19 protein-coding genes are annotated in these 23,265 nt (G+C 72.1%); 6 read left to right on the top strand and 13 right to left on the bottom strand.

From position 1 onward, the window contains the following. Positions 1-189 precede the first annotated feature (189 nt). The gene (locus OG985_RS27685) at positions 190-1,197 is read right to left on the bottom strand and encodes a stage II sporulation protein M (RefSeq protein ID WP_371671047.1); all 1,008 of its coding nucleotides are present in this window, start codon (positions 1,195-1,197) and stop codon (positions 190-192) included. Between the two features lie 130 nt (positions 1,198-1,327). Here OG985_RS27685 and OG985_RS27680 point away from each other — a divergent pair, with 130 nt between their 5' ends. Next, positions 1,328-2,377 (top strand): RDD family protein, encoded by a 1,050-nt coding sequence (locus OG985_RS27680; RefSeq protein ID WP_371671046.1) that lies wholly within the window; start codon positions 1,328-1,330, stop codon positions 2,375-2,377. 66 nt (positions 2,378-2,443) lie between these two features. On the opposite strand, the gene OG985_RS27675 is transcribed toward OG985_RS27680, so the two are convergent. From OG985_RS27675 to OG985_RS27640, 8 genes are all read right to left on the bottom strand, one after another. Beyond that, positions 2,444-3,058: a hypothetical protein gene (locus tag OG985_RS27675; protein WP_371671045.1), complete on the bottom strand. Its 615-nt coding sequence runs from the start codon at positions 3,056-3,058 to the stop codon at positions 2,444-2,446. A gap of 140 nt (positions 3,059-3,198) precedes the next feature. After that, the gene (gene ahcY, locus OG985_RS27670; RefSeq protein WP_371671044.1) at positions 3,199-4,656 is read right to left on the bottom strand and encodes an adenosylhomocysteinase; all 1,458 of its coding nucleotides are present in this window, start codon (positions 4,654-4,656) and stop codon (positions 3,199-3,201) included. 250 nt (positions 4,657-4,906) lie between these two features. Further along, a complete protein-coding gene (locus tag OG985_RS27665) occupies positions 4,907-5,887 on the bottom strand; it encodes a cation diffusion facilitator family transporter (RefSeq protein ID WP_371671043.1) in 981 nt (326 codons plus the stop codon). Between the two features lie 118 nt (positions 5,888-6,005). After that, positions 6,006-7,157 (bottom strand): mannose-6-phosphate isomerase, class I, encoded by a 1,152-nt coding sequence (gene manA / locus OG985_RS27660; protein WP_371671042.1) that lies wholly within the window; start codon positions 7,155-7,157, stop codon positions 6,006-6,008. Positions 7,158-7,223: 66 nt separating this feature from the next. Beyond that, positions 7,224-8,351 carry an SIS domain-containing protein gene (locus OG985_RS27655; protein WP_371671041.1) on the bottom strand — a complete coding sequence of 376 codons (1,128 nt, stop codon included), beginning with the start codon at positions 8,349-8,351 and terminating at the stop codon, positions 7,224-7,226. Positions 8,352-8,404: 53 nt separating this feature from the next. Beyond that, positions 8,405-8,575: a Trm112 family protein gene (locus OG985_RS27650; RefSeq protein WP_371671040.1), complete on the bottom strand. Its 171-nt coding sequence runs from the start codon at positions 8,573-8,575 to the stop codon at positions 8,405-8,407. Positions 8,576-8,857: 282 nt separating this feature from the next. Then, positions 8,858-10,222, bottom strand: coding sequence for a phosphomannomutase/phosphoglucomutase (locus OG985_RS27645; protein ID WP_371671039.1), 1,365 nt, complete (start codon positions 10,220-10,222; stop codon positions 8,858-8,860). Between the two features lie 171 nt (positions 10,223-10,393). Then, positions 10,394-10,771, bottom strand: coding sequence for a DUF3499 domain-containing protein (locus tag OG985_RS27640; protein ID WP_371671038.1), 378 nt, complete (start codon positions 10,769-10,771; stop codon positions 10,394-10,396). A 344-nt stretch (positions 10,772-11,115) separates the two neighbouring features. On the opposite strand from OG985_RS27640, the gene OG985_RS27635 reads away from it, so the two are divergent. Then, a complete protein-coding gene (locus OG985_RS27635) occupies positions 11,116-11,565 on the top strand; it encodes a metallopeptidase family protein (RefSeq protein WP_371671037.1) in 450 nt (149 codons plus the stop codon). A gap of 194 nt (positions 11,566-11,759) precedes the next feature. Here the strand turns inward: OG985_RS27635 and OG985_RS27630 are convergent, their stop codons facing one another. The 3 genes from OG985_RS27630 to OG985_RS27620 form a co-directional block, all read right to left on the bottom strand. Then, the gene (locus tag OG985_RS27630; protein ID WP_371671036.1) at positions 11,760-13,256 is read right to left on the bottom strand and encodes a DUF5719 family protein; all 1,497 of its coding nucleotides are present in this window, start codon (positions 13,254-13,256) and stop codon (positions 11,760-11,762) included. After that, positions 13,253-16,939, bottom strand: a complete 3,687-nt coding sequence (locus OG985_RS27625; protein WP_371671035.1) for a glycosyltransferase — start codon at positions 16,937-16,939, stop codon at positions 13,253-13,255. Before OG985_RS27625 ends, OG985_RS27630 begins: the two co-directional genes overlap by 4 nt. 186 nt (positions 16,940-17,125) lie before the next feature. Then, entirely contained in the window at positions 17,126-17,389 is a 264-nt protein-coding gene (locus OG985_RS27620; RefSeq protein ID WP_003975777.1) for a WhiB family transcriptional regulator, read from the bottom strand. Positions 17,390-18,070: 681 nt separating this feature from the next. Between OG985_RS27620 and OG985_RS27615 the strand changes: the two genes are divergently transcribed. From OG985_RS27615 to OG985_RS27600, 4 genes are all read left to right on the top strand, one after another. Further along, a complete protein-coding gene (locus tag OG985_RS27615; RefSeq protein WP_371671034.1) occupies positions 18,071-18,589 on the top strand; it encodes a cysteine dioxygenase family protein in 519 nt (172 codons plus the stop codon). 57 nt (positions 18,590-18,646) lie between these two features. After that, complete coding sequence (gene cofD, locus OG985_RS27610; protein WP_371671033.1) at positions 18,647-19,606, top strand: 2-phospho-L-lactate transferase; 960 nt, start codon at positions 18,647-18,649, stop codon at positions 19,604-19,606. After that, positions 19,603-20,907 (top strand): coenzyme F420-0:L-glutamate ligase, encoded by a 1,305-nt coding sequence (locus OG985_RS27605; RefSeq protein WP_371671032.1) that lies wholly within the window; start codon positions 19,603-19,605, stop codon positions 20,905-20,907. Before cofD ends, OG985_RS27605 begins: the two co-directional genes overlap by 4 nt. Positions 20,908-20,982: 75 nt before the next feature. After that, the gene (locus tag OG985_RS27600) at positions 20,983-21,984 is read left to right on the top strand and encodes a DNA-3-methyladenine glycosylase (RefSeq protein WP_371671031.1); all 1,002 of its coding nucleotides are present in this window, start codon (positions 20,983-20,985) and stop codon (positions 21,982-21,984) included. Positions 21,985-22,121: 137 nt separating this feature from the next. On the opposite strand, the gene OG985_RS27595 is transcribed toward OG985_RS27600, so the two are convergent. Continuing rightward, entirely contained in the window at positions 22,122-23,204 is a 1,083-nt protein-coding gene (locus OG985_RS27595) for a sugar phosphate nucleotidyltransferase (RefSeq protein ID WP_371671030.1), read from the bottom strand. Between the last annotated feature and the right edge of the window lie 61 nt (positions 23,205-23,265).

Below are 23,265 nucleotides of genomic sequence, written 5' to 3'. Positions count from 1 at the left end.
GTTTCCGATTTATCGGGAAGAGGCTTCTTTGAAATCAAGTTTCTAGAAGCAGACAGATACTCTTCGTCACCGAGCCGAATCCTAACCCAGCTCCAGGCAACTGTTCGAATCTACCTCCCCAGTCCCTCCGTGTCAACGGCTCTCTTGGGGCGAAGGAGACAGTAGCAGCTCAGCGGCGTCGTACGCACATCAGGCGGCGGTGGGGACAGCGGCGCTGCGTTCGGCCGCCTCCACGTCTCCCGTGTCGCCGGCGCGGGCCGCACGTCCGCCCAGTACGAAGACGTAGGCAAGAAAAGCCAGTTCAGCGGCGATTCCGATGCCGATCCGGGCCCAGGTGGGCAGCCCCGACGGGGTCACGAAGCCTTCGATGGCGCCGGAGACGAAGAGAACCAGGGCAAGGCCTATCGCCATACCCACGGCTGCCCGGCCCTCCTCGGCGAGGGCCGAGCGCCGGGAGCGGGGGCCCGGGTCGATCACGGTCCACCCCAGACGAAGTCCTGTGCCGGCGGCGACGAAGACCGCCGTCAGCTCCAGCAGACCGTGCGGAAGGATGAGTCCGAGGAAGGTGTCCAGGCGGCCGGCCGACGACATCAGGCCGAAGCCGACGCCGAGGTTGAGCATGTTCTGGAAGAGGATCCACAGGACGGGAAGTCCGAGGAAGACGCCCAGGACCAGGCACATGGCGGCGGCCTGGGCGTTGTTCGTCCAGACCTGGGCGGCGAAGGAGGCCGCGGGATGGCTCGAGTAGTACGTCTCGTACTGGCCGCCCGGGCGGGTGAGCTCGCGCAGTTCGGTGGGGGCGACGATGGTGGCCTGTACTTCGGGGTGTGTGCCGATCCACCAGCCCAAAAGCGCGGCGACGACTGTGGACAGAAGTGCGGTGGGCACCCACCAGTGGCGGGACCTGTAGACCGCGGCGGGGAAGCTGTGGGCCAGGAAGCGGGTGACATCGCGCCAGGAGGCCCGCCGCGTGCCTGTCACGGCACTACGCGCGCGTGCCACGAGTTGACTGAGGCGACCGGTCAACTGTGGATCGGGAGCGCTGGACTGGATCAGGGACAGGTGGGTGGCGGTGCGCTGGTAGAGGGCGACGAGTTCGTCGGTCTCGGTGCCGTTCAGTCGACGCTGGCGGTGGAGCAGTGCCTCGAGGCGGTCCCACTCGGCTCGGTGGGCGGTGACGAAGACGTCGAGGTCCATCGGTGTGCCTGCTCCTCGGCTGCTCGTCGGCGGCTCGTCGTGGATGTCAGCTTGTCGTACTGCGGCGCGATGCGCCCTCAGCTTGGCAGACTGGCCGTTCGCAGGGCAGGTGAGGGGAAGGACGGCGGGCGTGAGTGAGCTGGTGACGGGTGAGGCGGTGGCGCTGGAGTTGCGCCCCGCGAGGTTGCCCAGCAGGGCACTGGCCGTGCTTCTCGACCTGGCCACGGCCGTGGTCTGCTACATCGTCGTGATCGTCGCTCTCGCGGCCTCCACGGCCTCACTGGACGAGGCCGCGCAGATCGCGTTGTCCATCGCGGCGTTTCTGCTCGTACTGGTGGGCGGCCCGATCGCGGTCGAGACGCTCAGTCACGGACGTTCGCTCGGCAAGATGGCGTGCGGTCTGCGGGTGGTGCGGGACGACGGCGGACCGATCCGGTTCCGGCATGCGCTGGTGCGGGGTGCGATCGGCGCGGTGGAGATCCTGATGACGTTCGGGGTCGTCGCTGTCATCGCCTCGCTGGTGTCGGCGCGTGGGCGACGGCTGGGTGACGTGTTCGCCGGGACTCTGGTCGTACGGGAGCGTGTGCCGGTGGCGCGGTCGGGTTTCGTTCCGCCGCCTCCGCCCTGGCTGGCGGGCCGTTTCTCGGAGCTGGACCTGTCAGCGGTGCCCGACAGCCTGTGGCTCTCGGTCCGTCAGTACCTGACGCGTATGCAGCAGCTGGACCCGCAGGTCGGCTGGGCCATGGCGCAGCGGCTCGCCACCGATGTCGCGGCCAGAACCGGCGCTCCGGCGCCGCAGGGCATTCCACCGGCCGCCTACCTGGCGGCGGTGTTGCAGGAACGGCAGGCCCGGGAGGCCCGGCGGGCCTTCGGAAACGGTGCGGCCGGCGCCGTCACGAGCCGACAGGGTGCTTACGGCCAGGGCGGTCAGGCTCCCGGGTCGCCCGGAGCGTACGGACCCGTCGCTGCCTCACCGGGGGCGTACGGACACATGGCTCAGGCTCCCGGAGCGTACGGAACCTACGGACCTACGGGAGTGCCGTCAGCGGCAGCGGTGGGTCGACCGTCCGAGGTCCAGGCTCAGGTTGATCGGACCCAGGCGTCGCCGGAGGCCGCGCCCTCGGTCGCCGAGACCGCTTCGGACGGCCGCCCCGCCACCGGGTTCGCGCCCCCGGCATAGCGCACCGTCTCCGGGCGGCGCGGCAGCCGGCGGTGGGTTCGCCGCCGGGGACCCTGCCGGCGGTGTTCAGGAGAAGACGGACGGTGGCGATTCGAGGTCTTCCAGCTCGATGCCGGGCGCAGCGAGCACCACGTCGCCGGCGAGGTGGACCGTGTGCTGTTCGCCCGTGTCCAGGGCTGTGACCTGGTACTCGTCCACGGTCAGGGGCCCGTTGTCAGTGCCGTGTGTTTCTCTTTTCACCAAGGCCCAGGACTGGTCCACGGTGCGGGGGGCGAGGACCGGGTCGGTGAGGGCAACGAGGCGTACACGGGTCGCTGAGGCGGAGGGGGTGAGGCGCAGGAGACGGGTGATGGCGATGAGGAACGCGGGGGATGTGCCGGTGAAGGCGTGGGCGCGCACGTTGCCTTCCGTGGCATGAGCCCCGGTCGGGTCGGTTCGGACCCAGGTGACGCCGTCGAGGGCGGCGCCGCGTACCTGCCAGCTCGCGGCGTGCAGTTCGAGGCGGATGGGGCGGCCGAGTTCGTCGAGGGCGAGGTCGACGGAGCCGATGTGGTCGCCCGAGGGGGTGGTCCGCTGGGAGACGTATCGCCAGCCGGAGGGGCCGGGGGCGCAGTGGAAGTGCTCTTCTGCGAGGGGGGTGTGATCGTGCGGGTCGTGGAGCGAATATCGGCCGCGGGGCATGGGGGTCCTGGGTCTTGACGGGCTGGTCCGGCCAAAGGGGCAGGCCCCCGACACGGGGGTGCGGGGGCCTGCCTCGGAGGACCTGTCGCTGAGGAGCGCGTCAGTGCGCGGGCGCGCTCACAGCGAGCGGGGCTGCGGACTCAGTAGCGGTACTGATCCGACTTGTACGGGCCGTCGACCTCGACGCCGATGTACGACGCCTGCTCGGGGCGCAACCGCGTCAGCTTCACACCAAGCGCGTCCAGGTGGAGACGGGCGACCTTCTCGTCCAGGTGCTTGGGCAGCACATACACGTCGGTGGGGTACTCGTCCGGCTTGGTGAACAGCTCGATCTGCGCCAGCGTCTGGTCCGCGAACGAGTTGGACATCACGAACGACGGGTGACCCGTCGCGTTGCCCAGGTTCAGCAGACGCCCCTCCGACAACACGATCAGCACCTTGCCGTCAGGGAACCTCCACGTGTGGACCTGCGGCTTCACCTCGTCCTTGACGATCCCCGGAATCTTCGCCAGACCGGCCATGTCGATCTCGTTGTCGAAGTGACCGATGTTCCCGATGATCGCCTGATGCTTCATCCTGGCCATGTCACCGGCCATGATGATGTCCTTGTTCCCCGTCGTCGTGATGAAGATGTCCGCCGTGCCGACGACCTCCTCCAGCGTCGTCACCTGATACCCGTCCATCGCCGCCTGCAACGCACAGATCGGGTCGATCTCCGTGACGATCACCCGCGCACCCTGCCCACGCAGCGACTCCGCACACCCCTTGCCCACATCGCCATAACCACACACAACAGCGGTCTTGCCACCGATCAACACATCCGTCGCACGGTTGATCCCGTCGATCAACGAATGCCGGCACCCGTACTTGTTGTCGAACTTCGACTTCGTCACCGCGTCATTCACATTGATCGCCGGGAACAACAACGACCCGTCACGATGCATCTCGTACAGACGGTGCACACCCGTCGTCGTCTCCTCGGTGACGCCGCGGATCTCGGACGCCAGCTGGGTCCACTTCTGCGAGCCGTCCGTGATGGTGCGGTGCAGGAGTTCGAGGACGACGCGGTGCTCGTCGGACTCGGCGGTGTCGACGTCCGGGACCTTGCCGTCCTTTTCGTACTCGACGCCCTTGTGGACCAGGAGGGTGGCGTCGCCGCCGTCGTCCAGGATCATGTTCGGGCCGCCGGTGGGGGTGTTCGGCCAGGTCAGCGCCTGCTCCGTGCACCACCAGTACTCGTCCAGGGTCTCGCCCTTCCAGGCGAAGACGGGGACGCCCTGCGGGTTGTCGGGCGTGCCGTTCGGGCCCACGGCGATGGCGGCGGCCGCGTGGTCCTGGGTGGAGAAGATGTTGCAGGAGGCCCAGCGGACCTCGGCGCCCAGGGCGACCAGGGTCTCGATGAGCACGGCGGTCTGCACGGTCATGTGCAGCGAACCGGTGACACGGGCGCCCGCCAGCGGCTGCGCCTCGGCGTACTCCCGGCGGATCGACATCAGGCCGGGCATCTCGTGCTCGGCGAGGGTGATCTCCTTGCGGCCGAACTCGGCCAGGGAGAGGTCGGCGACCTTGAAGTCCTGTCGGTTGTCGACAGTCGTCATTGCGAGCTGCTCCTAGGGATCGGGGCGAGGTGGGTACGGCTGGTCTGCGCGGCGGCGGACACAGGGGTGTCCGGAAGAGGACACAGGCATGCCCGCGTGCGCGCAGCGCAGTCCGTCGGAGGCCCTCTCTCCCTCGGCCGGTCCGCAGTGGGACCGCCCGACCGCCATCAGCAGCGACGTCTGGCTCGGTTCCAAGCTACACCGCTGGGCGCGGTGGCCCCCAGTCCGCCTTGGAACACTTCACGCCGATTCAGTGACCGGCGGGGTGCGCGGTCGGGCCGCCGGGGGTCGCCTCGCGGTCGGGGCCCTTGGCGGCCTCGGCCTCGTTGTAGATGTCCGGCTCGAGGTAGATCACGCGGGCGATCGGGACCGCCTCGCGGATACGGGACTCGGCGGCGTTGATGGCGGTGGCGACCTCGGCGGCCGTGTCGTCGTGCTCGACGGCGATCTTGGCGGCGACCAGGAGTTCCTCGGGGCCGAGGTGGAGGGTGCGCATGTGGATGATGCCGGTGACCGTCCGGCCGTCGACGATGGCGGCCTCGATCTTCTTGACCTCTTCGACGCCCGCGGCCTCACCGAGCAGCAGGGACTTGGTCTCGGCGGCCAGCACGAGGGCGATCAGGACGAGCAGGACACCGATGCAGACCGTGCCGATGCCGTCCCAGATGCCGTCACCGGTGAGCAGGGCCAGGCCGACGCCGCCGAGGGCGAGGACCAGACCGATCAGCGCGCCGAAGTCCTCCAGGAGGACGACGGGCAGCTCGGGGGCTTTCGCGCGCCGGACGAACTGCACCCAGGACAGCGACCCGCGGAGCTCGTTGGACTCCCTGATGGCGGTCCGGAAGGAGAAACCCTCGGCGATGATCGCGAAGACGAGGACGCCCACCGGCCAGTACCAGTGCTCGATCTCGTGCGGGTGGCGGACCTTCTCGTAGCCCTCGTAGATGGCGAACATGCCGCCGACGGAGAAGAGGACGATGGAGACGAGGAAGGCGTAGATGTAACGCTCACGGCCGTAGCCGAAGGGGTGCTGCGGGGTGGCCTCGCGCTGGGCCTTCTTGCCGCCGACGAGCAGCAGGGCCTGGTTGCCGGAGTCGGCGAGCGAGTGCACGCCCTCGGCGAGCATCGACGAGGAACCACTGAACGCGAACGCCACGAACTTCGATGCAGCGATCGCGAGATTGGCGCCGAGTGCCGCCACGATCGCCTTGGTACCGCCTGACGCGCTCATGTGTTCGCGATGTCCCTTCCGTACGTACGCCGTCCAGACCTTTGCCTGTCCTTTGCCGGTGGGCCATTGTTGCAGCCCGTTCCGGCAACGGCCCGTCAGGTCACCACTACCCCGTCCGTCACGCGACCACCGTGGCCCGGAAGAGCGTGCCACCTCCGGATACTTCGGCCTTTTCGCCCGCGGGGACGAACACCGACCGGCCGGGAGTCAGCTCGTGCTCGCCGGCCCGGACCGAGCCCGCCGTGCAGAGCAGGATCTGTGGGGTCGCGCGGCTGAGATCGTGCGCGGCGGCACCCTCCGACAGGACGTGACGGGACAGCCGGAACTCGTCGGTCGGGGTCTCGTACACCTCCTCGCCGTCGGGGGCGGCCTCCGGGCGCAGTACTCCGGGGTCGGCGGCCTCGAAGCGGACGACGCGCAGGAGTTCGGGGACGTCGACGTGCTTGGGGGTCAGGCCGCAGCGCAGGACGTTGTCGGAGTTGGCCATGATCTCGACGCCGAGCCCGCCGAGGTAGGCGTGCGGGATGCCTGCGCCGAGGAACAGGGCCTCGCCGGGCTGGAGTCGGACGTGGTTGAGGAGCATCGCGGCGAGGACACCCGGGTCGCCGGGGTAGTGGTGGGCGATGTCGGCGTACGGGGCGTAGTCGCCGCCCAGGCGGGCGCAGGCGGCCGCGGCCTGCGCGACCGTGTGGGCCATTTCCTCGCGGTCGGCGCTCAGCATGGCGGTGAGGACCTCGCGCAGGGCCGCCTCCTCCGGGTGGGCGTGCAGGAGGTCGACGTACGGCTTGAGGGAGTCGACGCCCAGGCCGTCCAGCAGGTCGGCGGTCCCCGCGGGGGGACGGAAGCCGCACAGGCCGTCGAACTCGGTGAGTGCGCAGATGAGTTCGGGCTTGTGGTTGGCGTCCTTGTAGTTGCGGTGCGGGGCGTCCACGGGGATGCCGCGGCGCTCCTCGTCCTCGTAACCCTCCTTCGCCTGCGCCAGGTTGGGGTGCACCTGGAGGGAGAGCGGGGCGCCGGCGGCGAGGATTTTGAGGAGGAAGGGCAGCCGCGGGCCGAACCTGGCGACGGACTGCGGGCCGAGTTCCCGGCCGGGGTCCGCGTCGATCACCTCGACGAGCGTGCCGCGGTCGGTACGCGAAGGTGCGCCCGGGTGGGCCCCCATCCACATCTCCGCCTGCGGTTCGCCGGTCGGCTCCACCCCGAGCAGTTTCGAGATGGCGGTGGTCGAACCCCAGGCGTAGGGGCGGACGGTGTTGTCGAGGCGGTCCATGCTGTGTCTCTGTCTCCGTACGTACGCTGCTCAGCGGGCGCGCTGGTCAGAAGGCGTGGGTCCAGATCAGGCGCCTGAGGCGAGCGCCAGGTAAACGGCGGCGAAATCCGTGACGGCGATCAGTTCCGCGAGGCTCTCCAGTTCGCCGCCGGCCTCCGGCTCCAGCTCGCTGATCGGTGTGTCGTGGCTGAGGACCAGGTCACGGGCGGTCGGGGCGGCGGTGAGGCCGCCGATCGGGCGGTCGCGGAGCAGCACTACGCGCGCGTGGAGGGCGGGTTGCTCCTCGACACGGTCGCGGAAGAAGTCGTCCGGGTCGGCGCTGGCGGCCAGTGGGCCGGCGAGCAGGGCGCTGTGCGCGGCGAGCGCCTCGGGCAGTTCGGCGACGAGGGCGGGGCGGCCGGCGAGTTCGGCGAGGCCGGCCGCGAACCGGCGGCCCGCGGGGCCGGCGGAGATGCCCTCGGTCCAGATCACCGGGAGCGCGTCGGCGAGTTCGGAGGCCAGCGTCTTGGCGGGGTTGCTGTAGGTGGCGATGGCGGGACCGCAGCGTTCGGCGATCTGGTCGAGGCGGTCGGCGACCTTCTCCAGGGCCTCCGGCGGTGCGGTGAGCAGGCCGGTGCGGTCGAGGAGGGCGAGCAGCGGGGTGAGCAGGGCCCACAGCACTCCGGGGGCCGAGGCGGCGAGGGGCTCGTCCTGGTCGTACGGCGCTGTCGCCATGGCGATGAACATGCCGTGGGCGCCTTCCACCGCCTCGGCCAGCGGGGTGCCGGCGGGGGCCACGGCGACGACCGTGCAGCCGCGCCGGTAGGCCGCTTCGGCGAGCAGGGACAGGCCCGGCTCGGTGCCGTCGGGGGTGGTGATCAGGAGCAGGTCCACGGAGCCGGCCCAGCCGGGCAGCTCCCAGCGCAGGGCGCCCGCGGCGGGGGCGACACCGCTCGGGGCGAGGCGGGTCACGGGGCTGCCGGCTCCGGCGAGTGTGCCCAGCAGGTCGGCGGCGTGGGTGGCGGCCGCGCCGGGGCCCGCGATGAGGACCGCGCGGGGCCGGCCGTCGGGCTTGAGGTCACCCACGCCGGCCTCGACGGCATGCCGGGCGGCGGTACGGACGCGGGCGCCGGCCTCGGCGGCGCCGCGGAGCAGACCGCGACGGTCGGCCTCCGCGAGCGCCTCGGGGGTGTCCAGCAGCGATTCGTCGAGCATGGGCGGCAGTCTCCGATCGCCGGTCGTCGGTTAGGCGGGTCGCCGGAGGCGGGTCACGCGGGGCGGCGGGCCTCGTCGACGAGCAGAACGGGGATGCCGTCGCGGACGGGGTATGCCAGGCCGCAGTCCTGACCGGTGCAGACCAGCTCGGTGTCCTGCTCCTTGATGGGGGCGTGGCAGGCCGGGCAGGCGAGGATCTCCAGGAGGCCGGCTTCGAGCGGCATGGGGTTTCCCTTCGGGCGGGCGCGCGGGTACGTGTGCGGCCGCGTTCGCGTGTGTGGATGTGCCTGGTCAGGGTACCGCCGTGGGGCGCCCGGCCGCGGGGGTTGGCCGTACCCGGGGCCGTGCAGGGGCGGGCGGAGCGGTGCGGGTGCGGGGCCGTGGTGGCCGGGGGCGCGAACCGAGCCCTCGGAACACGGGGAACCCGGGGACGCCAGGTGCGCCCACAGAGCCCTCGGACCACAGGGAACCCGGGAATTCCCGACGCCCACACGGCCCGGAACCCCTCAGCCCCTGATGATCGCCAGCACCTCGTCCCGCACCTTCGCCATCGTCGGCTCGTCGCGGGCCTCCGCGTTGAGACGGAGGAGAGGTTCGGTGTTGGAGGGGCGGACGTTGAACCACCAGTCGGCGGCGGCGACCGTCAGCCCGTCCAGCCCGTCCAGTTCGATGCCCTCGATGCCCTCGTACGCCGTCCGGATCGCGGCGAGGCGGCCGGCCTGGTCGCCGACGGTGGAGTTGATCTCGCCGGAGCCGGTGTAGCGGTCGTACTGGGCGACGAGGCCCGACAGCGGGCCGTCCTGGCCGCCCAGGGCGGCGAGGACGTGCAGGGCGGCCAGCATGCCCGTGTCGGCGTTCCAGAAGTCCTTGAAGTAGTAGTGGGCGGAGTGTTCGCCGCCGAAGATCGCGCCGGTGCGGGCCATCTCGGCCTTGATGAAGGAGTGGCCCACGCGCGTGCGCGCGGGTGTGCCGCCGTTCTCCCTGACCACCTCCGGCACGGACCACGACGTGATCAGGTTGTGGATGATGATGCCCTTGCCGCCGTTCCGGGCGAGCTCGCGCGAGGCCACCAGGGCCGTGATGGCGGACGGCGAGACCGGGCCGCCCCGCTCGTCGACCACGAAGCAGCGGTCGGCGTCGCCGTCGAAGGCGAGACCGAGGTCGGCGCCCTCCTCGCGGACCCGCTTCTGGAGGTCCACGATGTTCGCCGGGTCGAGGGGGTTGGCCTCGTGGTTCGGAAAGGTGCCGTCCAGTTCGAAGTACATGGGCACGAGGGTCAGCGGCAGGCCGGCGAAGACCGTGGGGACGGTGTGGCCGCCCATGCCGTTGCCCGCGTCGACGACGACCTTGAGGGGGCGGATCGCGGTCAGGTCGACGAGGGAGCGAAGGTAGGCCGCGTACTCCTCCAACGTGTCGTGCCGCGTGATCGTGCCCGTCTTCTCCGCCGGTTCCGGTGCGCCCGAGTCGGCCCAGGTCTCGACGAGTTGGCGGATCTCCGCGAGGCCGGTGTCCTGGCCGACCGGAGCCGCACCCGCGCGGCACATCTTGATGCCGTTGTACTGGGCCGGGTTGTGCGAGGCCGTGAACATGGCGCCGGGCAGGTCGAAGACGCCCGAGGCGTAGTAGAGCTGGTCGGTGGAGCAGAGGCCGATCTCGGTCACGTCGACACCCTGGGCCGCCGCCCCGCGCGCGAAGGCCTGCGACAGGCCGGGGGACGAGGGCCTCATGTCGTGGCCGGTCACGATCGCGTGCGCGCCGGTCACGCGGGCGAAGGCCGCCCCGAAGAGCTCGGCCAGCGACTCGTCCCAGTGGTCCGGGACCACCCCGCGAACGTCGTACGCCTTCACGATCTGCGACAGATCAGCAGCCACGGCCAACCTTCCCTAAGTCCTGTCAGTCGCCCCAAACTACCCGTAGGGACCGGCAGTCCGCTGTGCGTGTGCCGAGTGGACCCACAGACGTAACCTGAGGTCAGAACGGTGTTGGCGCGGAGCCTGTGCGACAGGTTCGCCTCGCGGACCGCAACAGCGGTGAGAACGGGCTCAGTTGTCCGGCGAGCGCAGCACCCGGAGATGGCCGCGGCGAGCGACCTCCATCGGGTCCACCGTCCGGGCCCCGCCGCGACCGGCGTCGGCCGCCCGCTGCTGGGGACGTGCCGCCTCGCGCACGGCGTTGGCGAGCGCTTCCAGGTCGTCGCCGCTGGGGCGGGCCGGAGCGGAACTGTCGAGCAGCCGGACGACCTCCCAGCCGCGCGGCGCGGTGAGGCGCTCGGAGTGCTCGGCGCACAGGTCGTAGCAGTGGGGTTCGGCGTAGGTGGCGAGCGGGCCGAGGACCGCGGTCGAGTCGGCGTAGACGTACGTCAGCGTCGCGACGGCGGGGCGGCCGCAAGCGGTTCGCGAACAGCGACGTACAGGGCTCACGACGTTGGACGGTACCGCACTCTTGAGCGGGCCGCGACGACTCCCCTCCAGGTCACCCCACCGTGTCGGGCTGTGAAACACCCCACACACCTGTCCAGGCGCATCCCGCTGACCTGCGCGGACACCGCGTTCCGAGGGGTCGAACGATCTTGGGAGCGGTCACTGTTGCATATAAAGCACGTCAATTGCCGCCATATCGACGGTCGCGGAGAGATACGGAATCGAGCCCAACCTTGGCTGGAATGGTCAATCGGCGTCACGGAGTGCGAGGTGGCCGGAGCTCGCCCTCGCTGCCGCGTGGGGGTCGGGCACCCGGGTCCGGCGAGGATTACGCTTCACCAGTGATGGACAACCCCGTACCTCCCCCTGCCGCCGGCCTCGGGCCCCGCCGCCGTGACCGCCATGGGCGGGGCATGCGCGGCCCGATCGCCCCGCCCCAGGTACCACTCGCCGCGAGCCGCGCCGAGGGTTTCGCGGACCTGGTGCAGGACTCCGTGGAGCGTCTGGAACGGCGGTGGCCGCAGCTGGCGGACATCGACTTCCTCGTCCTGGAGGTCCCGCGGCTGGACGGGCCGGGCCAGACCTGGAGCGACGAGGGGGTTCCGCTGGGCGGCACGATGCCCGCGCGCGAGGGGCATTCCGCGCGGGTCGTCGTGTACCGGCGTCCGGTCGAGATCCGCACGAAGGGGCGGGACGAGCGGGCGGCCCTGGTCCACGAGGTCGTCGTCGAGCAGGTGGCCGAGCTGCTGGGACTGACCCCGGAGACGGTGGACCCCCGGTACGGCGAGGACTGAGCGGGCCGGTCGCGGGACGTCCTGGCGTCGTGGCGTCACCGGACATCCGGGCAACGAAGCCTCGCCAGAAGCCCGGGGCGGCGAAGCCCCGGACGCCCTGCCGCCCGGACGCCCGGCCGCTCCGGACGCCCTGCCCGCGGGGGCGTCCCGTACGGCGAACGCCGAGCCGCCCCGGCCGTCGGGCGGTCCGCGCCCTACTTCTGCAGCACCGACAGATCCTGGTCCGCCTCCGGTACCGCCACCGTCCCCCGGTCGTCCGCCAGCGTCTGGACGGTGAAGCCGGGGACGCCCTCCTGGGTGGCCGCCAGAGTGCGGGCCGCGTAGACCGGGCCCCCCGACAACGGCTCGACGGTCAGCGCGTACGTGCCCTTCAGGCCGCTCGGCACCGGGGCCTGAAGGTCCTGGGTCGTACCGGCCTTGACCGTGTACGTCTTGGAGACCGCCGTACCGCCCTCGCTGCCCGCCGAGGCCGTGACCTTGACCTGCGCCGTACCGCTGGGCGCGGTGAGGGACAGGGTGGTGCCCTTGGCGCTGTTGTCGGCGGAGCTCGCGCGCGAGCCGACCGGGCTCGTGGCGGGGATGAAGGCCGTCTCCTGCTTGTCGCCCTTGCCGCGCAGGACCCGCAGGGCGGCGACCACCGGCACGCGCTGGTCCGTCGGTGTCAGGACCAGTGAGCCCGCTTCGCCGCGCGTGACGTCGCCCAGGTCGACGGCGGAGGTCATGCCCGCCTTGACGTGCACCGTCTCGTGGCCGGCGGGAGTGATCAGGCCGGACGGCGAGGCGAGCTGGACCTTCAGGTCGGCGTCGGCGCCGCCGGGGGTGAAGACGACCAGGCGCACGGCGGTGGCGTCCTTGGGGATACCCGGCAGGACGAGATCAGCCGCCGGTTCCGCGGCCGCGGCCAGCCAGTCGCCGCCCAGCTTGTCGTCGAGGGCCTGTACGGCGGCTCCGACGCGTCCGCTGCGGACGTTCACGTGCACGGTGAGGTCGGTCTGTTTCTCACCGGTGAGCGTGGACAGCAGGATCGGCTCGCTGGAGTGCGGCTTGACCGTGATGCCCTCCCCCACCGTGGACTTGAGGGCGCCGTCCTTCCCGTAGAGCTCGAGGTCGACGACGGCCGCGGAGTCGTCCGGGTTGGTCAGGTACACGTAGTCGGTGCGGCCCGCCGTCGTGCTGACCCCCGGGAACCAGAAGTCCGTGTCGGGGGCGGTGCAGTTGACGCCCTGCAGCCCACGGCCGGCACCCGCGGCGACCTCGGTGGTCTCCTGGACGGTCCAGCCGGGCGCCAACTTCCCCTCGGCGACGCCCACGAGCGCGGGCGCGTCCCCGCCGGAGGTGTCCTCGGTGACCGGCTTGCCGGGCTCCTTGGGTTGCAGCACGGGCTTCGCGGTCTTCTTCGAGGCCTTCTTGTCACCCGTGCCGTCGGCCGACTGCGCCGACGCGGCCAGGAGTTCGGCCTTGCCGCTGCTACCGGTGCCCTTCGTGACGGGCGTGAAGGACGTGTACGAGGTCTCGGCGAGGTCGGAGGTGCTGGGCGTCGGGCACAGCAGACTGGTGCGCTCCACGGGCAGTTCGGCGGCCGCCTTGGCGGTGTCCGTGCCGGCGGCGTCCGGGGTGCTGAGCGCGGCGAAGCCGGTGACGGCGGCGAGTGCGGTCGTGCCGGCGATGAGGGACAGGGTGGTGCGGTTCACTGCTGACTCCCGTCGGGGCGCTCGCTGCCGGGGCCGTGGGGGTGCTGCGGCGGTTGTTGCTGCGGCTGCTGCTGGTCGTACGGAGCGTCGTAGCCCTCGTACCCCTCGTATCCCTCATAGTCCTGCTGGTACGGCTGCTGGTCGTACGCGGGCTGCGACGGGCCGCCGTACGCGTACGGGTCGTACTGGCCGGCCTGGTAGGGGTCCGCCTGGTACGGCTGCTGGTCATAGCCGGCCGCCGGGTACTGCTGGGTGCCCTGGTACTGCTGGCCGCCGTAGGTCTCGTAGTCGGTGCCGGCGTAGCTCGGGGTGTCCCACTCGCCGTAGGACTGCTGCTGCGGGACCACCACCGGGGTCTCCTCCTGCGGAGGGGAGGGGAACTCCTCGTCCGGGACGGCTTCCTCGGCCTCGCTCTGGGCGCGCAGCCGGCGGGCCCGGCGGCCCTCGCCGGCCACGGGCTCGGCGGGCACGGCCGGCTCCTCGGGGAGGTCGTCGTCGACGTCGCGCCGCCTGCCGGGCAGGGCGAGCACGACGAGTACGACGGCCAGGGCGCCCTGGGTCCACAGCCAGGCGGTGTGGCCGATCGGGTCGTCGTAGGTGAGGTCCAGTCGCCCGCCGGACGTGGGGAGTTGGAAGCCCTGGGCCCAGCCGTCGACGGTGGTGCGGGTGAGCGGCCTGCCGTCCAGGGTGGCGGTCCAGCCCGCGTCGGCGGTGTCGGCGAGACGCAGGATGCGGCCCGCGCCCCCCGCCGGGATCGTGGTGTGCACGTCGACGGGGCCGGCGGCGACGGGCTGCGGGGCGGCGGAGCCGGACGCGGTGACGATGGCCGCGCGGGACACCTCCTGGTTGACGCGCCACAGTCCGCTGCCGTCCTGCTGGCTGAGCCGGGTCAGGCCGGGCGTGGCGTCCAGGACGCGGGTGACCTCGCGTGGCGCGCCCTTGTGGACGAGGACGTAGCGCACGGCGAAGCCGCCGAGCTGGTCGGCCTGGTCGGCGCCGGAGCCGGCGACGAGGTTGGCGACGACCTTGTCGAGCCTGTCGTTCTCGCCGTCGGCGGCGGCGAGTTCGGCGTCACCGAGGCGGGCGCCGGAGCCGCGCACCAGCATGTAGCCGACGTGGGCCGCGGAGTCGCTGTCGAGGACGAGGGTGCGCGCCTGGTCGCGGGTGCCGCTCTCCTCGGCGACGAACGCGGGCACCTGCACGGGGTCGCGCCGCTCCAGGGGTCCGTCGGCGCCGCCGATCATCCAGCCGGCGGCGACGAGCAGCGGGCCGGCGGCAGACGCGAAGGCGATCAGCACGGCCACCGGCTGGCGCCAGCCGAAGCTCTGCTCGGCCACACGCGCGCGTGCCCCGTCGGCGCCCAGCGCGGCGGCGGCCAGGAGGGCGAGGCCGTAGACGAGGGTGGCGGGGCCCGCCCAGGTGGAGCTGTTGGACAGGACCGCGAAGACGAGGCCGACCAGGGCGACGGCCCAGGCGCCCAGGATGCCGGGCTGGCGTTCGGTGCGCAGCAGGGCGGCCAGTGCGGCCAGGACGACGCCGATGAGCATCAGCCCGTTGACCGTGCCGGGGCCGCCGGGGCTCGCGCCGAGCAGGTCGAGGGCGGAGGCGGCCGAGGAGCCGTACTCCAGACCGGCTTCCTGGAAGAAGCCGAACGGGAGCAGCGACAGGGACCAGGGCGCGAGGATCAGCAGGGGCGTGCCGAGCTGTGCCAGGAAGCGCGGGCCGTAGGCGATGATCTCGCCGCGGCGCACGGCCAGCACGACGATGCCGAGGATCAGGGCGATCGGCCACAGGATCGGGGTGAACGCGGTGATGATCGTCAGCAGCAGGGCGAACGCCCAGGTGGCGCGCCAGCTGCCGCGCGCGCCCGAGGCGTTCGCCAGTCCGCTTGCCGCGATGCCCGCGCGTGCCAGGAGCGGCAGCAGGACGGCGAGTACGGCGGTGCCGATGCGGCCGCCGGCGAGCGCGCCGGTGGCGGCGGGCAGGAAGGCGTAGACGACGGCCGCCCACGCGCGCAGGAGGCGCGACTCGACGAGCGGCCGGGAGGCGAAGTAGGCGGTGAGGCCGGCCAGCGGCACGGAGCAGACCAGCAGGACGGTGACGGCGAGCCCGGTGGAGCCGAACAGCGCGGAGGCGAGCATCGCCACGAGCGCGAGGTAGGGGGGTGCGGCCGGGGTGCCGCCGGTGCCCACCGAGTGCCAGGCGTCCAGGTAGCGCGACCACAGGTCGGCGGAGTCGGCGGGCGCGGGCAGCAGGGCGCCGCCGGTGAGCGCGCCGCCGCCGAGGAGTTCGCGGCAGGCGACCAGGGAGACGAGCAGCAGGACCAGGAAGAGCACCGGGCCGGGCTTGCGGGCGATGCGCTTGAGGCGGGCGAACTGCTCGATCTCCAGGAAGTCGGCGTCGTCACCGCCGGGTCCGGACTCGATGCCGCCGCCGTGCCGTCCGGCTGCGGCGGCCTCGGCGTCGGAGCTGCCGAAGAGGTCGCCCGCGAACTGTTCGACGGTGGCGCGGATGGTGGCGCCGGGCGGCGGGAACAGGGGGCGCAGCTCGTCCTTGGTGACGGCCGGGCTGCCGCGCCGGCGCCGCCCGGCGATGATCCGCTCGGGTCGCAGCAGGGTGCCCACCAGGCCGCGGATCTCGTCGACGGCCTGGCCGGGGACCTTGCCGACGAGGTAGGCGACGGTTCTGACGAGGGTGCCGAGGACGAGGCGCAGCAGCACCCAGGGCAGCGCGGCGGTGCGCGTGTTGACGAGCAGGGTGTAGACGGCGCCGGCCTTGTCGACCTTGTGCGGGGAGGCGGCGGTGCGGCCCACGCAGTCGACGGTGCGGCGCTCGCGGGAGGAGGCCTCGGCGTGGCGTACGACGGCCTCGGGGGCGACGAGGACGCGGTGGCCGGCGGCCTGGGCGCGCCAGCACAGGTCGACGTCGTCACGCATCAGGGGCAGGCGCCGGTCGAATCCGCCGAGCTGTTCGAAGACGTCGCGGCGGATCAGCATGCCGGCGGTGGACACCGACAGCACGGGACGGACGTGGTCGTGCTGGCCCTGGTCCTGTTCGCGGCGGTCGAGGCCGGTCCAGCGGCGGCCGGAGTTGGCGATGGTGACGCCGACCTCCAGGAGCTGCCGCTTGTCGTACCAGCCGCGGAGCTTGGGGCCGACGACGGCCACGTCGTCCCGGCCGAGCTCCAGTTCGTTCTCCACGACCCGCAGCAGCTGGGCCAGGGCGTCGGGCTCGGGGGCGCAGTCGTCGTGCAGCAGCCACAGCCACTGGACCGGTTCTCCGTGGGGGAGGTCCGGCAGGTCGTAGGCGTCGTCGCGCCAGGTGCGTGTGACGGGGTCCCAGCCGCTCGGCCGCTTCAGGTACGGCAGCTCGTCCGGGGTGAGGACGGGCGCGGTGCGGCCCACCTCCTCCACGGCCTGACCGAAACCGGTGCGCCGGGCGAGGTGCAGTACCCGGTCGGCGCCGAGGGCATCGGTGAGCAGCTGGGCGGAGGCGTCGGCGCTGCCGGTGTCGGCCGCCATCGCGCACTGCGCGGGGCGCTCCTGGCCGAGCAGCCCGGCGAGGGCGTCGGGCAGCCAGCGGGCGCCGTCGTGGGCGACGAGGACCGCGGTCACCACATGACGCGGAAACTCGGGTGTGGCAGCGCTGTCGTGATGGGCTGCCGTGTGGCTGTGCACGGACATCGAGGTACGGGCCCCGGTTCGGTGGTCTGCGGTGGACGCCTGTGCCCCCAGGGGGCAGCGGTGCGTCTCGGACGAGCGACCACACTATCGGCTGGGCATGACGGCGGCCCGCCGCCTGTGGATAACCCACTTGCGACGGGCCGTTCGTGACGGAAGTCCGTAGGACGGGCGGTGCGTGCCCTCGGGTCAGACGGCGGCCTTCTTGAGTCTGCGGCGCTCACGCTCGGACAGACCGCCCCAGATGCCGAACCGTTCGTCGTTGGCGAGGGCGTATTCGAGGCATTCGGAGCGGACCTCGCAGGCGAGGCAGACCTTCTTGGCCTCGCGGGTGGAGCCGCCCTTCTCGGGGAAGAAGGACTCGGGGTCGGTCTGGGCGCACAGTGCGCGCTCCTGCCAGCCGAGTTCCTCGTCCGCGTCGTCGACCAGCAGTTGCTGCACCAGCTCGGTCATGTGCGCCCCTCGTCTGTCTTTCGCGTCCCCGTGATGTAGCCGTTACCGATGTCGGCTGAACGACACGAGTGAAATTACAAGTGTGCTGCTCCGAGCGAGTCAAGCCGAGATCTGCTATTGGGCCCCTTATTCACTCTGCGGAACCAAGGCCTAGCAGAAAGTGTTCAAATCGGCATAAACCTTGACAGGCAGACGAGGCCCGGAAGGATCGCCGACCGCACAGAGCCATTCCGCGGCTGTGCGGAGGAAGACGCCCAGGACGTCGATCTCGTTCCGACACGCGCGCCGAAGCGAACTGGATCACAGTTGGATCACGGGATCGCGTCGGGGCTTGTGCGCCCGGTTGTGCGCCATGTGTCCCGGGTGGCGCCTGAACAAACCTTTCACCTGAGAGGTGGACCGGATGAGGTGAAACTCGTCCCATGGACCGGCGCCGAGTTGACAGTGAAGGTGTGAACCGATGTCCTTGTGGGCATGCTCGCGCACTCGGCCCTCACCTCGACCCGCACCGCCGGGTCCCACGGTGCTGCCCGCGCTCGCTGTAGCTGTTGCTGTCCCAGCTGTTGAGCCCCACCGCGCTCCGGCTGCACTCCGCCCACCGAGGCGGCTCCTCCCGCTCGTGACCCGGGCGGAACGACCTGCGACACCCCAGCACTCTCCCGCCGAGGAACCACCGCACCCATGAACAGCGACAGCGACCTCCAGATCGCCGGCGACATCCTCGAAGTCCCGCACCTCCTCCAGCCGCCGCGCGAGCACCCGGCCACCGTGGCCGACTTCGTGGGCCTGGCCCGCGCCATCGCCGCGGACCGCTCCCAGTGGGCGCACCTGGTCCGGTACGACGCGACGACGCGCTGGTACCACCGGCTGCGTACCGGCCCCGGCTACGAGGTGTGGCTGCTGAGCTGGGTGCCGGGACAGGGCAGCGGACTGCACGACCACGGCCGCTCCTCCGGCGTACTGACCGTCCTGGAGGGCGCCCTGACCGAGCGCACCGAGCGCGGCACGCGCGCGTTGTGCGCCGGGGCGCAGCGGGTGTTCGCTCCCGGATATGTCCACGAGGTGGTCAACGACGCGCTCGAGCCCGCCGTCAGCCTGCACGTCTACTACCCGGGGCTGACCGAGATGCCCATGCACTCCGGGCGCTCCGCCTGCGCGGCACCCGCGACCCACGAGGACGTGGACGTCGTCACCGCGTGAGGCGCTGACGTCGTGACCGGCTGACGCGTTGTCCTACCCGCCTGCAAGACTTGGCCCATGCGCATTGTGGTTCTGGCAGGCGGCATCGGTGGTGCCCGGTTCCTGCGCGGTCTGAAGCGGGCCGTGCCGGACGCGGACATCACCGTCATCGGCAACACCGGGGACGACATCCACCTCTTCGGGCTGAAGGTGTGCCCGGACCTCGACACGGTGATGTACACGCTCGGCGGCGGCATCAACGAGGAGCAGGGCTGGGGTCGGGCCGAGGAGACCTTCCACCTCAAGGAGGAGCTCGCGGCGTACGGCGTCGGGCCGGAGTGGTTCGGGCTCGGTGACCGGGACTTCGCCACCCACATCGTGCGGACGCAGATGATCGGCGCCGGATATCCGCTGAGCGCGGTGACCGAGGCGCTGTGCGACCGGTGGAAGCCGGGCGTACGACTGATCCCCATGACCGACGACCGGGTCGAGACGCATGTCGCGGTCGACGTGGACGGCGAGCGCAAGGCCGTGCACTTCCAGGAGTACTGGGTGCGGCTGCGGGCCGCCGTGCCGGCCGGGGCGATCGTGCCGGTCGGTGCCGAGCAGGCCAAGCCGGCGCCCGGCGTCCTGGAGGCGATCGCGGCGGCGGACGTCGTCCTCTTCCCGCCGTCCAACCCGGTCGTCTCCATCGGCACGATCCTGGCCGTGCCCGGCATCCGTGAGGCGATCGCCGACGCCGGGGTGCCGGTGGTGGGCCTGTCCCCCATCGTCGGGGACGCGCCCGTGCGCGGGATGGCCGACAAGGTGCTCGCGGCGGTGGGCGTGGAGTCGACGGCCGCCGCGGTGGCCGAGCACTACGGCTCGGGGCTCCTCGACGGCTGGCTCGTGGACACCGTCGACGCGGGCACGGTGGAGCGGGTCGAGGCGGCCGGGATCCGGTGCCGGGCCGTGCCGCTCATGATGACCGACGTCGACGCGGCCGCGCAGATGGCCGGCGAGGCGCTGCGGCTGGCGGAGGAGGTGCGGGTCCCGTGAGCGCCCCTTCCGGTTTCCGCGTCTGGGCGGTGCCCGGCCTTCCCGAGATCGCGCGGGGGGACGACCTGGCCAAGCTGATCGCCGCCGCCGAGCCCGGGCTGGCCGACGGTGACGTGCTGCTCGTGACCTCGAAGATCGTGTCCAAGGCCGAGGGTCGGGTCGTCGAGGCGGCCGACCGTGAGGCCGCGATCGACGCCGAGACCGTCCGGGTGGTGGCGCGGCGCGGTGCGCTGCGCATCGTCGAGAACCGGCAGGGGCTCGTCATGGCCGCCGCCGGGGTCGACGCCTCCAACACCCCTTCCGGCACGGTGCTGTTGCTGCCCGAGGACCCGGACGGGTCCGCGCGGGCGATCCGCGACGGCCTGCGGGCGGCTCTCGGCGTCGAGGTCGGGGTCCTGGTCACCGACACGTTCGGGCGGCCCTGGCGCGCCGGGCTCACGGACGTGGCGATCGGCGCCGCGGGCGTGCGTGTGCTCGACGATCTGCGCGGGGGCACGGACGCGTACGGCAATCCGCTCGCCGCCACCGTCGTCGCCACGGCGGACGAGCTGGCCGCCGCGGGCGACCTCGTCAAGGGCAAGGCCTCCGGACTGCCCGTCGCGGTCGTCCGAGGGCTGCCCCATGTGGTCGCCGAGGACGGCGGCGAGGGGGCGCGGGTCATGGTGCGCGGCGCCCGCGACGACATGTTCCGGCTGGGCACCTCCGAGGCGATCCGGCAGGCGGTGACCCAGCGGCGTACGGTCCGGGCCTTCACCGACGAACCGGTCGACGCGGGGGCCGTACGGCGGGCGGTGGCCGCGGCCGTGACGGCACCGGCACCGCACCACACGACGCCCTGGCGGTTCGTGTTGCTGGAGTCCGGGGAGTCACGGACGCGTCTGCTCGACGCGATGCGGGACGCCTGGATCGCCGACCTGCGGCGGGACGGGAAGAGCGAGGAGTCCATCGCCAAGCGGGTGCGGCGGGGCGAGGTCCTGCGCGACGCGCCGTATCTCGTCGTGCCCTGTCTCGTCATGGACGGCTCGCACACCTACGGGGACGCGCGGCGGGACGCGGCCGAGCGGGAGATGTTCGTCGTCGCCACGGGCGCCGGGGTGCAGAACTTCCTGGTCGCGCTGGCCGCGGAACGCCTGGGGTCCGCGTGGGTGTCGTCGACGATGTTCTGCCGGGAGGTCGTACGCGAGGTGCTGGAACTGCCGGCGGACTGGGATCCGATGGGCGCCGTCGCGGTCGGGCATCCGGCCGGGGAACCGCGGCCCCGGCCGGAGCGGGAGGCGGGAGCTTTCATCGAGGTGCGGTGACCCACGCGCGCGTACGCCTACTCTCATAGGGCCCCCTACTCACCGGGGGCCTTCCGCTCCCCTAGGACCTCAGCCGTGGCAGGACGATTCGCTCCCCGGCCCAGCCGTACTACCGTGCGCGGCGGGCATGTCGCCGTACCCCCGGGCGTGCCCCGGCAGGCCGCCGGCCCCGGGCGGGTGCGGGCGTGGGTACCGGACGGGCCGCTCGATCTCGGGCTGGTGCTCGGGCCGCTGAGACGCGGACCCGGGGATCCGACCTTCCGTGCGATGCCGGACGGCTCCGTGTGGCGGACCAGCCGGACACCGGCGGGCCCCGGAACCCTGCGGGTCGCCGCGTACGGCGGTGAGGTGCGGGGCGAGGCGTGGGGGCCGGGCGCCGAGTGGCTGCTGGAGCGGCTGCCGGGTCTGCTCGGCGCCGAGGACGATCCGTCCGCGTTCGCTCCGCGGCACCGGCTGGTGGCGCTGGCCCGGCATCGCCGGCCGGGGCTGCGGCTGACGCGGACCGGGCTGGTGATGGAGTCGCTGATTCCGTCGATCCTGGAGCAGAAGGTCACCACCGACGAGGCGTACCGGGCGTGGCGGTTGCTCGTGCGGAAGTTCGGGGAGCCGGCGCCGGGGCCCGCTCCCGAGCGGATGTGCGTGGTGCCGGAGCCACGCACGTGGGCGTTGATTCCGTCGTGGGAGTGGCACCGGGCCGGCGTCGACAACAAGCGGGCGTCGACCATCCTGCGGGCCGTGCGGGTGGCCGCGCGGCTGGAGCAGGCGGTGGGGATGGAACCGGCGGCGGCGCAGGCGCGGCTGGAGGTCGTGCCGGGAATCGGGCCGTGGACGTCGGCGGAGACCGTGCAGCGCAGTCACGGCGCGCCCGACGCGGTGACCGTCGGGGATGTGCATCTGCCGGGGATCGTCGGGTGGGCGCTGGCCGGGGACCGGGACGCGGACGACGCCCTGATGCTGGAGCTGCTGGAGCCGTATGCGGGACAGCGGCATCGAGCGGCTCGGCTGATTCTGCTGAGCGGGCGGACTCCACAGCGGCGGGTGCCCAAGATGCCGAAGTGGGACATCGGGCTGTTGTGACCGGCCCGGCCGGGGCGGGGTGACGGCGAGGTCTTTTTCGCCCCCGCCGCCCCGGCCCGTCCCTGGGGGTGCGCCCGCAGACCCCGCTTCGGCCCGCAGGGCCTCGTCCTCGAACGCCGGACGGGCTGAAGGGACCTCTACTGGTCCGAGGAGAAGCGCACCGCACCCGCCGGGATGCGGGCGTCGCACCAGATCCTGGCGCCCTCCCTCAGTTCGTTGTCCGCGCCGATGACCGCGCCGTCGCCGATGACCGTGCCGGTGAGCACGGACCGCTGGCCGACGCGGGCGCGGGTGCCGATGAGGGAGTCGGTGATGACGGCGCCTGGTTCGATGACGGCGCCGGGGAGGATGGTGCTGCCGAAGACCCGCGCGCCCTCCGCGACGAACGCGCCCTCCCCCACCACCGTGCCGCCCGTCAGCTTGGCGTCGGGGGCGACCGTCGCCGTGGGCAGGACGAGCCGGTCGCCGCAGCGGCCGGGGACCGCCGGGGACGGGGCGCGGCCCATGACCAGGTCGGCCGAGCCGCGGACGAAGGCCGCCGGGGTGCCGAGGTCCAGCCAGTACGTCGAGTCGACCATGCCCTGGAGGTGGGCTCCCGCCGCCAGGAGGTCGGGGAACGTCTCGCGTTCGACGGAGACCGGGCGGCCCACCGGGATGGTGTCGATGACCGAGCGGCGGAAGACGTACGCCCCCGCGTTGATCTGGTCGGTGACGATCTCCTCGGGGGTCTGCGGCTTCTCCAGGAACGCCGTCACCCGGCCCGTCTCGTCCGTCGGGACCAGGCCGTACGCCCGTGGGTCCGTCACCTGGGTCAGGTGCAGGGAGACGTCGGCGCCGGTCGTCTCGTGCGTGTGGACCAGCGCCCTGATGTCCAGGCCGGTCAGGATGTCGCCGTTGAACACCAGCACCGGGTCGTCGGGGCCCGAGTGCAGCCGGGACGCGACGTTGCGGATCGCGCCGCCGGTGCCGAGGGGCTCGCGTTCCGTCACGTACTCGACGTGGAGTCCCAGCGCCGAGCCGTCGCCGAAGTACGGTTCGAAGACCTCGGCCAGGTACGAGGTGGCCAGGACGATGTGCTCGACGCCGGCCGCTCTCGCTCGCGCCAGTTGGTGCGTGAGGAACGGCACCCCGGCCGCCCGGACCATGGGCTTCGGCGTGTGCACCGTGAGGGGACGCAGTCGGGTGCCCTTGCCGCCGACCAGGAGGATCGCTTCTGTCACCTGTCGTCTCTGCTTCCTGCCGGGACCGGCCGAACTGTCTTTCGGCCGGCCAGTGTATGCA

This window comes from Streptomyces sp. NBC_00289 (genome assembly GCF_041435115.1).
In the GTDB taxonomy this organism is placed as follows: Bacteria; Actinomycetota; Actinomycetes; order Streptomycetales; family Streptomycetaceae; genus Streptomyces.
Note: the sequence above shows the minus strand (reverse complement) of the source record. Positions and strands in the feature narration are given on the sequence as shown.